This window comes from Occallatibacter sp. (genome assembly GCF_049582745.1).
In the GTDB taxonomy this organism is placed as follows: domain Bacteria; phylum Acidobacteriota; class Terriglobia; order Terriglobales; family Acidobacteriaceae; genus Telmatobacter.
Map to the genome: position 1 here is coordinate 1 of NZ_JBAUUO010000003.1, position 10,714 is coordinate 10,714.

The following is a 10,714-nucleotide window of genomic DNA, read 5'->3' on the forward strand; positions in this document are numbered from 1 at the left end:
CAACCTGTGGTATATTTCCCGCCGTGGAACCCCTCGCCGAAGTAGACCCCGCAGACCGCAAAAACGCGCGCGCTGAGACGCCCGCCGCCGCCGCCGCCGCATGGCTCGCCGACCCTCAGCCACCCCCACCGCCCCTCTCCCTCAATCAGCACATCGCCCACGAAATCGCCGAAGCCATCGGCATGCCCCTCGCGCAAGTCGAGGAAGCAATTACCGCACTCCACACTTACCCCAACACGGATCCCACACAAGAGGACAACAACCAATGAGCGGAATCCCGTCCGACCAGGTACTAGCCATCCTCCGACTTCGCCAGTGGGCCGTAGAATCCAAGGCCCTCAAGTGCGGACGCACCACCCGACTGACGTGCGTCGGGTGGCGCGAACGAAGAGAGACAGACGCCGACGCCCGCAACGTCCGAGTGATCGACTTCGAGAAAGCACTCGCCACACTGGACACCACCCACCAGCTCGCCCTTTTGATGACCTACCGTGACCGCGCCGGACACGCCGCCACCGCCGCCGCCCTCGGCTGCAGCATCAGGACACTCGCCTACATGCTCCCCGCCGCCCGAAGAAGACTAGCCGACGTTTTAGACCGCCGCGACCTGCTGTGATCGAGATTCTGTTAGACTCGACGCACGGGAGCGCCCATGCCCGAAGATGCAAACCAGCTCACTTGCCTGGAATTCCAGCGCCACCTCTGCGCACTGCTCGCCTCTGACGAATCAATCGAGGAACATCCCCACTACAAGACTTGCTTAATCTGCCGCCATGTCGTTCGCAGCTTCGAGGAGATGATCGACAATACGCTAGGCGAGCATATCGGCGCTGGCGAGGGCCCAGACTCAGCCCGAAGCGACGATTGGTCGGAGTCCACGTAGTCCAGCCAGGACACGCCCCGAATAAAAAACCATAGATACACCAAACTCACCAGCCTATACGCGGTGCTCCCTGCGCTACGCTCCGGTCGGGCTCGCCGCGTCCCGGCCACGCTGCGCGCATGGTGTTGCTCCTCGTCGCACGGCGCAGGAAAAGCACCTGCGCCGTGCTCCTCCTCGCGGCTGTCTCGGCGTGGCCGTCCCTCGGCGGCGTGGCCCCCGGCGCTATGCCGCCGTCGCTGCGCTCCTCCGGCATACGGTTCGCTGCGCTCACTCCCGTCGCCCGCCGCAGACTAGCCGACCGTCCTCGACCGTCGCGACCTGCTGTGACGCAACTGACACGAGCGCCAAGGGCGCTGACGCGATGTAACGAACGCTACGCCATCAATGGCCCTGCAGGGCCGGTCCCGGAGGCGAAGGAAGCGTGGGATGAACCTCTGCTACCTTGCCGCTTGCGGCCCAACCCAACGCAATCGCCCAGCCGAACAGAGTCCATCCCAGCAGGATATTCAGCGCTGCGATCCATGCGGTCGCACGGCAATTTCGGTAAAGAGCGAGCGCCGTTGGCACTATATACAGCACCATGAAAACAATAAGCGCAAAAAAGTTAAACGGCGCTAGCAGATCAGCATTGTGCCGGGCCAGGCCGACTACGATCACGAGGACAGCGAAGGCCGCGAGACCAGCGGCAGCGAAGAGCCGAAACAGATGACTCATGTGCCACCCCCAAACTACGGCGAAAGTCTAGCTCCACGGCTATCAGCAAACAACCGAATAACGTCCTAATTTGATGATGCAAAAACGATTCCGGCGACCGCGCGCGAGGCGTTGTGATCCACCACACGCCTCACGGCCAAGCGCTGGCGCGTCGTCCCGAGCCTTGACGCGCGTGCGTGGTGTCCAACTATTCCGGGGCTGGGCGAGAAACAAAAGCAAAAGGGCCGCGCTCCGCGCGGCTCTCAGAATGCGGACAAAGCTTGAAAGCGTCCCTCGGCGGCTAAAGCCGACAATGATATTTTGCTGCTTATGGCATGGCTGAAGCCATGCCCTTTCAAAGCAACGAGTTTTCACCAAGTCCGATGAAAAGAAGCGCAACCCCACGCCTGCTCATTCCGATGCCATCCCCCCTGCTTTCCCAGAGCAACCAAGACTAATGTACTGTCGGCAACTGGTGCGCGCATCCACGAACCAAGACCAATGTACTGTGCGAAACGAGGACACACGTGCACGCGCTCACAACACGATTGTGCAAGCGTGTGAGTGTCCACGCCCCATGGACACAGCCGCACCGACCGCGGCGTTCAAAATTCGCAAGGTGTCCACAAATTTTCTGGACACACAGCCACACACACACAATTCAAAAACTTAGACAATCAGGGTTGACTTACTCCATACTCGACCTTGCAATGACGAAGCGCAAACCAGGGAAATTCTCGGCTACGAAGGCCGTCAAGGCCAACGCGCGCGAGCTCGTGGGTCAGCCAAAGCCCGCGCGCATTGTTGAGGACACGCCCAGAACCGGCCGCCGGGCCAAGCACAAGCCAAAGCTGGAGCAGATCATTCAGCAGGAGGAATAATCATGGCCAAAGCGGTGGGAGTCGGCGGCGTGTTTCTGAAGGCCAGCGACCCGAAAAAGCTGTCCGCGTGGTACGCCGAGCACCTGGGGATTCCATCGCAGGATGGCGGTTCTCTGGCCTTTGACGGGCCGGAGTCGACAGGCATGACGGTGTTCGCGCATTTTCCCGAGAGCACGCAATATTTCGGTGAAGGATCGCAGCAGGCGATGGTGAACTTTCGCGTCGACAACCTGGATGAACTGCTGGCGAAGCTCGCGGCCGCCAATGTTCGCATCGATCCCAATCGCGAAGATTACGGGTACGGGCGTTTCGCGTGGATATGGGATCCGGAAGGCAATCGGATCGAGTTGTGGGAGCCTCGGCACGCGGCGGAATCCAGCGGCGAAAGGCAGTAGTCTGTTCGGTCAGTTGTTGGGGCTCGAGGCCTGGGCGGTCTCCGCTTCCACGGTGTAGGGTCCCGGTAACACCGGTGTTTCCGGCTTTTGGCTTGTATCGGGCGAAGCGGGCTGCGAAGTGCGCTTCGAATAAATTCTGAACGAGACCACGAGATCCAGCGCGACCGGAACCGGCTTGCCGTCTTTGACAGCGGGCTGGAAAGTCGCCTTGCGAATGGTCTGCTCGGCGCTTTCATCCAAACCGAAGCCGATGGGCCGGGCCGCAACGACCTCTTGGACTTTGCCGTCGCTGCCAACCACTGCGTGATACAGGGCGATTCCGGCAACGCCGTTGGCCTGCGCGAACTCGTTCGACGGTGGATCGAGCGCCGAAATCAACTTTGCTTTCTGGTCGACTGCGCCCTGGCGAAGCACTCCGGGATCGGTCGGCTTGTAATCGGCCTTTTCGGCGGCCGCGTGGTAGTAAAGCTTCCAAAAATCCGGCATGGCCGCGATCATGCGCGCATCAATTCCTACCGAAAAGACGTTGTCCAGCGCGCTCAAAAGGAGCTGGGAAGCCTGGGCCTCAGACGCGGCCATTGCCCCCTTCTTATCGAATGGGCGATCGCCTCGCGCCGGCGAAACTGGAGAATCGGAGGTGTCAGAGCCTGTAGTCGTCGGCTGGGTGCTTGCGGTATCCGTTTCGTCGTCCTTTGCGTGATGCTTATGCTTTTTGTGTTCGCTCTTGTCCTTTTTCTTTGGCTTCTCGACCTCTTCGCGGACGAAGGAGATGCGCACCGATTTCTTTTTCGGAGTGATCTTTACCCTGTCCGTTGCTGCCGTCGGATCCTCGTAGGGTGCGGCTCCCAGAAAGTGAAGCGCGTACCGATCGCCTTGGAGTTCAAGCTTGTGCTTCGACAGCTTTACCTTGTTGATCTGGATCTGGCTCAGGGTGAAAGAGCCCTGGGGCGAATGTCCAAGTAATCGCCCGTGTTCATCAAATTCGAGATTGTTGTTCTGATAGCCGGCCCGCAGATACATGGTCTTGCCGACCAGCAATTGCTTCAGCTGGTCCTCTTTGATGGCGCCGGCGACGGTTTGGACGGTGAAAGCTCCCTGGCTGAGGATGGGGTCTTTCGCGGGAAGGGTGTGAGTGTCCGGTTCGGTAGACGTTGCGGGGATGGTTGCTTCGGGCTGAGAGGCAGGAGCCTGTGTGGACTGAGCAGGCGCTTGAGCGAGTGAGGGGCTTTGGTCAGGGGCCGGCGACTGGCAATGCGCAGTCACGCCTATGGCAAAGAGCACTGCGACCCCGCAAGCTGCCTGGGGCACATGAATGCGATGCAGGGGGCACAGGGACTTGCGAAGAGTGTCGAAGAACGTGCGCATCCGGCTACCTTTCGTCTTGCCATAATTTACCAAGATTGTGATTGCAGTAGGAAAGGATGTCCGCGTTTTGTAAGTGACTGATCCATCAAAATGTAACGTTACGTGTGCCGTCCGCGTTTGAGGCGCCACAGGATGCGCCGGAAGAATCCAAGCGCCCTGCGGGTGTCGGCTGCATTCAGGTGCAGTCGCCTCAACATGAGCCGGAGGTCATGGCGATTGGCTGCCTGCATCGTCTTCGGTGAGTAGTTGGTGGAGGTCATGACCTCTTCGATCAGATTGGCCAGGACGTCCAGATTGCTCGAGGTGGGTGCGGGCTCTTCGGCATCCTGGGGCGGTTCCAGGCCGACGCTGTCGACTTGAATACGCGCTGCCAACTCGTAAAAGCAGACGGCGGCGGCCTGCCCCAGGTTCATGGAGGGCTGGCGCGGGTCAGTTGGGATCTCGACGAGGATGTGGCAGTACGAAAGGTCTTCGCGCGTCAGGCCGTGTTTTTCCGGTCCGAAGATGAGCGCGACGCGTTCGCCTCGACGCAGGGGTTCGGTCATCAGCGGTGCGAGTTGATCAAGGCGCACCACGGGCTGTTCCGGTTTGCGATGGGTGAGGGTGCCGGTTCCCAGTACAAGCAAACAATCGCGAATGGCCTCGGGTAGGGATGCTGTTTCTTGTGCGTCAATAAGCAACTGCGGCGCACCTACGGCCGATCGAGCTTCGCGCCAGTGGGGTTCATACGGGGCGACGACGCGCATGCGCGTGAATCCGAAGTTCGCCATGGCGCGCGCGACCGCTCCGATGTTCAGCGGATTCCGCGGCGAGACGAGAATCACTTGAATGCGTTCGCGTTGAGATTCGGTGAGCAAAGAACGATTGTAAAACTGCGGCGGTCGGCAGTGATCACCCGGCGAGAATCAAAGTCACCGCCAGGGTGAGGTTGCGGAGCCGACCGAGGCGGGATTCATCGCGATCTGGAGGGTGCCTGCTTTTTCGGTGTTCACGTCGAAGATTCCGGTGGCGAGGGAGACCTCTGCATTCGGCAGGTCGATTTCCATGGGGGCCGCGATTCCGGTTTGCTGCGCCTTTGCATATTGGGCTTCGCTGAGTTTCAGCATCATGAGGCCGCCGGTCCAGTTCACAGGTTTGCCGTCGTGGCCGTATGCGACCATGGCCACCCTGATCCGGGCGTCGTTGGTTCCGCTGTCGGACTTGGCGAAACTTATGCTGTCCGCAGGAATCTGGAACATCATCTTGAAGCGCGTGAGCGGGGCGGCCAATTTTGCATTGCCGCCGGCTCTGGCTGCTCCCGCTGCTGGAGGGCCTTCGGGAATGACGCGCATGCGATAGATGATTTGTGTTGCAGCGGGCATTCCCGGTGAGAGCAGCGGAGCCAACGGATCGGGGGGTTGCTGTGCGGCCTGCGTTGAACCGGTGTCGGCGTAGTATCCGCGCCGATAGGCGAGCTTGTATTTGCCCTCGGTGAGTTTTACTTCGATGCGACGAAACGCTCCATCTGTCTTTTCGTTTGAAGGGGTATAGGAGATGGAGTAGTAGTGTGCGCCATCCTGGATGTCGCGGGTCAAGTCAGCCGCCACATTGTTGGTGGTGTAAACGGCTTGGCCGCCGGTATCGATGGCCAACTGGTCCATGGTTGCAGTTGTCGCGCGGATTGCAGGCGATTCCTTGTATGGATTTGTTTCGAAGTTGTCGCCGTTGGGCTGACCACTCGAGTCCGCATTCATGGTGCGATCGTCCAGGAGTCCCCGCGCCGATACGGGGTATAACGCGACCCGAGCCCGCGTGAGCATGTTCACGGTTTCACGCAAAGCTGCCGGCAACTCATGTCCGTGGAAGGCCGTTAGCAGTGCGCGGTTGTCGCCCTCAGGAAAGAGCGCTACAGGAAAAGTGCTTGCGATCCAGATGAGGTTTTTGCGGCCGGGAATAGCCGAAAGCGCGCGAGCCAGTTGCTGCAAGGTCGCGAGCGTGAGCGATGCGGTCTGACTTTGCTGCGTACCGGCATATTCGCGTTGGGATCGCCCTACTGCCATTGCCGATTGCGGGTCTCCAGCCATCGTGACGGCTTCCTTATCGAAGAGGTCGTCCTGCCGGCTGCGCGAGACTATCGTCGTCCCGGGAGCCGCAGCTTTGCTTTCGATTGCCGCCCGGAGCAGCGCGCCATCTGAGGTGAACCCCTGAAGCAGCCTCAGGCGCGCGTTCAGGGTGTAGACGGCGACGCGCATCCCGGGTTGCAGGTTGCCGATAAATCCCTCGATCTGTTTATGGGCGTAGGTCTGGTCTGCTTCTTCGGTGTTCAGGCTATCGAGCAGAAGAACGTTGACGGCTTCGTTGGGAGCGACGGCGGGCTCGTTGCTGTAGACGTTGGGCGGCAACTGCGGCATCGCAGCGGGGGCCGCACTCGTTGCCTTGTGCTCTTCGAAGAAGTCGATCGCCTGGGCTTTGCCGCCTTCCAGAACCGAGAAGTCGCGCTGCTGCAACCCGCCGACGGAGCTTCCGCCTTTGTCTGTGACCACGATATCGACGACCACGGCGCGCGTGGTAGTTTTCAGCACGGGCACATTCTGCGGGGCATCCCTGGAATTGCTCTGGGCGTGGAGTGGAAGGATGAAAAGCGAGAGGAGGGCGAGTAAGACGAAGCGGTTCTGCAATGCTGCCTCCGCGGAACGGCTAAGTATATCTGACAGGTACGATTGCTCCGCGGTTGCGGAATGGGATTGCTACACTGCTTTCACCTATGGTCGAGGAAGCGCATTCGGAGATGCAGGAAATCGAACAGCTTTGCGCTACAGCACGCGAATGCTATGCGCGGGGATGGGCGCCGGCGACGAGCGGGAATTTCAGCGTGCGCTGGGGAAGCCGGATTGCGATTACGCCGACAGGTCTGGATAAAGGTGTGCTTGTCCCGCAGGATCTGCTGGAAATCGATATGAATGGAAGCGTGCTCGGCGGACGCGGCCGGCCCTCGGCGGAGACGAGCTTGCACACGGTGATTTATCGGGAGCGCGCCCATGCGCGTGCGATTCTGCACGTTCATACGATATGGAATACGCTGCTTTCCGCACGCTTTGATCCGCGGGGTTACATCATCATCGAGGGGTATGAATTGCTGAAGGGCCTATCAGGGGTCACAACTCATGAACATATCGAGAAGATTCCTATCATTGAAAACTCACAAAAATATGAGGTACTTGCAATCGAGTTCGAAGAAGTTCTACGAGCCTATCCCGATGCGCATGGGGTTTTACTGAGCCGCCATGGGCTTTATACTTGGGGTGAATCGGTGGCTGAAGCACGCCGTCACCTGGAGGCCCTCGAATTCCTCTTCGAGGCGGAGGGACGGCGGCTGTTTGGCCAGCCATGAAATGCATCAGGGGCTAAAGCCCCATCACTTTTCGACCTTTCGCGGCACGACTCAAGTCGTGCCCTGACGCGTGTACTTTCTGCAACAAGGAGTGCAGGTCATGGCAGTTCTTCGTTTCCCCAAAGAGGATCGGCAGATTGACGGCGAGCCGGCGATTCGCCTTGAGCTTGCGGCACTGGGTATCGATTACGAACGCTGGAATCTGGATCGTGTTGGCGCGGACGCTACCGCCGATGAGGTTCTTGCGGCGTATGCAGACGAAATTGAAGAGATGAAGCGTCGCGGCGGGTATGTGACTGCGGATGTGATCGATGTCAATCCGGCCACGCCGAATCTCGAAGTCATGCTGGCGAAGTTTGACAAGGAACACACGCACGACGAAGACGAAGTGCGGTTTATCCTCTTCGGCCGTGGAATTTTTTTCCTGAACATTGCGGGGCGGGTGGCTTCGGTGGAGGTCGGTCCCGGCGATATGTTGCGCGTGCCGCGGGGCACCACACACTGGTTCACGCTCTGCGAAGATCGCCGCATTCGCGCCATTCGCTGGTTCCAGGATACGGCTGGGTGGACGCCGCACTATACCGGCTCCGGCGTCGACCAGGGCTACCAGCCGCAGTGTTTCGGTCCCGCATATTTTGGGCCGCGCGCCGCCATTGGCATTCGCCCATGACCAAGGCCAAGCCGCCGAAGAATCACCCCAACGACAAGAACCCGTCGTTGGGAGCGCCGAAGCTTTTTCTCCTGGATGTTGAAGGAACTGTGGCGCCCCTTTCGCTGATCTACGACCAGTTGTTTCCCTATGCGCGAGGGCGCTTTGAAAGGTTCCTGCAGGCACATGTCGGAGACCCAGGGGTGGCAAGCGATCTTGCGATGCTGGCCGAGGAGAATGGCGCTGAAACCGATCCGACTGCTCCGAAGTTTGCGACGCCGGAATATTGGGATGAAGCGATTCCATACTTGAACTGGTTGATGGACCGGGACCGCAAGTCGACGGCGCTGAAAAGCCTGCAGGGGCGCATCTGGCAACGCGGATTTGAATCGGATGAGTTGACGGGAACGCTGTTTGACGACGTGCCTTCGGCGCTGGAGCGCTGGTCGTCGGCCGCTCATGTAGCGATTTTTTCTTCGGGCTCTGTCGCGGCCCAGCTTCTGCTTTTTCGGCACTCCAGTTTCGGCGATCTGACGCCGCTGATTTCGGGCTATTTCGATACCCGCACGGGACCGAAGACGGTGAAGGCAAGCTACGAATCGATTGCGTCGGCGATGGGATGCGAACCGGGCGAAGTGATGTTTTTCTCAGACGTGGTGAGGGAACTCGATCCAGCTCGCGAGGCTGGGTGCCACACGCGCCTGGTGATGCGCGAGGGAAATATACCGGTGGACGATGCGCATGGTCACCGCCGCATCAAGAGCTTCACTGTTCTTTAAGTCCTTCCACGAATCAGCCAATAGGGGTAGGGAATCAAAAGGCTATGCTCGATTGGACCAACCCCGCCGCTGCCGCGTTGAACGAGATCCGCACCGCGCCCATTGTGCGTTTTTCGGTGCTGGCGCTCAGCTCCATCTTCTTTCTTGTGGACCCGTTCGCGGCGATTCCTTCGTTTTTGGCGATCACGCAGAGCGTCGATCCGGCGCGCCGCAAACGAATGGCGCGCAAGGCCGCGCTGACCTGCTTCATCGTGCTGACGAGCTTTGCGTTGGCGGGGCAGTTGATCTTCAGAATGTTCGGGATTACGCTGCCGGCCTTCGAGATTGCGGGCGGGCTGATTTTGCTGCTGATTGGCTTGGACATGCTGGAGGCACGCCGCTCCCCCACGCAGGAGGCACAGGGTGATACCGAAGAGGGCGCGGCAAAGGAAGATGCAGGCATCGTGCCCTTGGGAATCCCGATGCTGGCGGGGCCGGGAGCGATTTCGTCGGTGATGGTGCTGGTGGGGCAGGCTCCCAGCATGTGGCGCTGGGAGATGGGGGCGGTGCTGGGGTCGATCGCTATCACCTGTTTTATCAGCTATTTGGTGTTAGCGGGTGCGGGCAGGGTGAAGACGGTGCTGGGGGAAACAGGTATCCGCATCCTGGTGAGAATCATGGGATTGCTGCTGGTGGCGCTGGCCATGCAGTTTTTCGTGAATGGGCTGACGGATTTGGGGATTATTTCGCGGCCTTAGGGAGATTGACACCCTGATCTGGCGCGGGCGTGAGAGGTTTCCCACAGAATTGAGAACCTTTCCACAGGTCTTGTGAGTTGCAAGAGCACGGGCCGGTTGTTATGCTCAGGAAGTCGCGCAAGAGCGCTAAGAATAAGGCAATTCGCGATTTGCATTGAAGAGTGGCCTGTGCTACTCTTGGAAAGTTGTACAAGTAGCAGTGGAGCCTCCCGGTGGCCTTTGTGGCCTGCCCCGAGTGGGGAAGTGGGAAGCCGGTTCGTAGGGCGGATAGGAAGCGTAAGCTCATCCAGCCCCTGTAGGGAATCCCGCAGAGAACAAACCCATTGCATGACCCGAGAGGAAAAACCCTTTCGTGCGCCTTTGTGGCGCCAGGCATTTGATGCCGGTCGCTCTTTGATATTTTGCGCAGTGCGACCTTCTGCGGCGGGTAATCCTCCGTCGCTACGTCGATCGAATAGGCAGGAAAAACTGCCTGCCGAAGGTGAAAGAGTTGCAAGCTTGATTCCCACAGAATCCTGGCTTGACACGACATCGGAACTTCGATAGGTTTAGAAGGTTCGCGCAAAAATGCCGGTGACCGCTAGCAAGCGAGAAATTGGCAAGGCGCAATAAGTTCGAGGACAACCCTGACGTCACAGTCCGGGCCTCGATCCAAAAGGGGCACCGCTCAGGCGGACCGCTCTTAAAGGATCTTTGACAATAAGGTTGAACGTGCCAGTCGTGAGAAACGATCAGGTTTGGCTTGATCTTCTCACAAGGTAAGTAATATGCCCTGCGCAGTGATTGCGCGGGCGTAGTCGAAACTCCCGACCTCCGTCGGGTAGCTAGACAAACTAGGTTTCAAACGAGAGTTTGATCCTGGCTCAGAATCAACGCTGGCGGCGTGCCTAACACATGCAAGTCGAACGAGAAAGTGGTAGCAATACCATGAGTAAAGTGGCGCACGGGTGAGTAACACGTGA

At 59.1% G+C, this 10,714-nt stretch carries 13 protein-coding genes and 1 rRNA gene; 10 read left to right on the top strand and 4 right to left on the bottom strand.

Annotation, left to right across the window (positions count from 1 at the left end):
* The 3 genes from WCA10_RS00470 to WCA10_RS00480 all read left to right on the top strand — a co-directional run.
* Positions 1 to 269: hypothetical protein (locus tag WCA10_RS00470; protein ID WP_472820511.1), on the top strand; the 269-nt coding region annotated here is incomplete at its 5' end.
* On the top strand, positions 266 to 616 hold the full coding sequence (locus tag WCA10_RS00475; RefSeq protein WP_472820512.1) for a hypothetical protein: 351 nt from the start codon (positions 266 to 268) through the stop codon (positions 614 to 616). The genes WCA10_RS00470 and WCA10_RS00475, both read left to right, overlap by 4 nt.
* A gap of 36 nt (positions 617 to 652) precedes the next feature.
* Entirely contained in the window at positions 653 to 883 is a 231-nt protein-coding gene (locus WCA10_RS00480; RefSeq protein ID WP_472820513.1) for a hypothetical protein, read from the top strand.
* 381 nt (positions 884 to 1,264) lie between these two features.
* Here WCA10_RS00480 and WCA10_RS00485 read toward each other — a convergent pair whose 3' ends face one another.
* On the bottom strand, positions 1,265 to 1,597 hold the full coding sequence (locus tag WCA10_RS00485) for a superinfection immunity protein (RefSeq protein WP_472820514.1): 333 nt from the start codon (positions 1,595 to 1,597) through the stop codon (positions 1,265 to 1,267).
* Between the two features lie 689 nt (positions 1,598 to 2,286).
* Between WCA10_RS00485 and WCA10_RS00490 the strand changes: the two genes are divergently transcribed.
* Together WCA10_RS00490 and WCA10_RS00495 are read left to right on the top strand one after the other, a co-directional pair.
* The gene (locus tag WCA10_RS00490; protein ID WP_472820515.1) at positions 2,287 to 2,457 is read left to right on the top strand and encodes a hypothetical protein; all 171 of its coding nucleotides are present in this window, start codon (positions 2,287 to 2,289) and stop codon (positions 2,455 to 2,457) included.
* 2 nt (positions 2,458 to 2,459) lie between these two features.
* On the top strand, positions 2,460 to 2,852 hold the full coding sequence (locus WCA10_RS00495) for a VOC family protein (RefSeq protein ID WP_472820516.1): 393 nt from the start codon (positions 2,460 to 2,462) through the stop codon (positions 2,850 to 2,852).
* A 9-nt stretch (positions 2,853 to 2,861) separates the two neighbouring features.
* Here WCA10_RS00495 and WCA10_RS00500 read toward each other — a convergent pair whose 3' ends face one another.
* The 3 genes from WCA10_RS00500 to WCA10_RS00510 form a co-directional block, all read right to left on the bottom strand.
* Positions 2,862 to 4,217, bottom strand: coding sequence for an energy transducer TonB (locus WCA10_RS00500; protein ID WP_472820517.1), 1,356 nt, complete (start codon positions 4,215 to 4,217; stop codon positions 2,862 to 2,864).
* Between the two features lie 98 nt (positions 4,218 to 4,315).
* Positions 4,316 to 5,074: an RNA methyltransferase gene (locus WCA10_RS00505; protein ID WP_472820518.1), complete on the bottom strand. Its 759-nt coding sequence runs from the start codon at positions 5,072 to 5,074 to the stop codon at positions 4,316 to 4,318.
* Between the two features lie 54 nt (positions 5,075 to 5,128).
* Positions 5,129 to 6,874, bottom strand: coding sequence for a VWA domain-containing protein (locus WCA10_RS00510; protein ID WP_472820519.1), 1,746 nt, complete (start codon positions 6,872 to 6,874; stop codon positions 5,129 to 5,131).
* 110 nt (positions 6,875 to 6,984) lie between these two features.
* Between WCA10_RS00510 and mtnB the strand changes: the two genes are divergently transcribed.
* From mtnB to WCA10_RS00535, 5 genes are all read left to right on the top strand, one after another.
* Entirely contained in the window at positions 6,985 to 7,587 is a 603-nt protein-coding gene (mtnB, locus tag WCA10_RS00515) for a methylthioribulose 1-phosphate dehydratase (protein ID WP_472820520.1), read from the top strand.
* A 100-nt stretch (positions 7,588 to 7,687) separates the two neighbouring features.
* On the top strand, positions 7,688 to 8,257 hold the full coding sequence (locus tag WCA10_RS00520; RefSeq protein ID WP_472820521.1) for a 1,2-dihydroxy-3-keto-5-methylthiopentene dioxygenase: 570 nt from the start codon (positions 7,688 to 7,690) through the stop codon (positions 8,255 to 8,257).
* Positions 8,254 to 9,015: an acireductone synthase gene (gene mtnC / locus WCA10_RS00525; RefSeq protein ID WP_472820522.1), complete on the top strand. Its 762-nt coding sequence runs from the start codon at positions 8,254 to 8,256 to the stop codon at positions 9,013 to 9,015. Before WCA10_RS00520 ends, mtnC begins: the two co-directional genes overlap by 4 nt.
* A gap of 44 nt (positions 9,016 to 9,059) precedes the next feature.
* Positions 9,060 to 9,752 carry a MarC family protein gene (locus tag WCA10_RS00530; RefSeq protein ID WP_472820523.1) on the top strand — a complete coding sequence of 231 codons (693 nt, stop codon included), beginning with the start codon at positions 9,060 to 9,062 and terminating at the stop codon, positions 9,750 to 9,752.
* A gap of 840 nt (positions 9,753 to 10,592) precedes the next feature.
* Positions 10,593 to 10,714 (top strand): 16S ribosomal RNA (locus WCA10_RS00535); the annotation flags it as partial.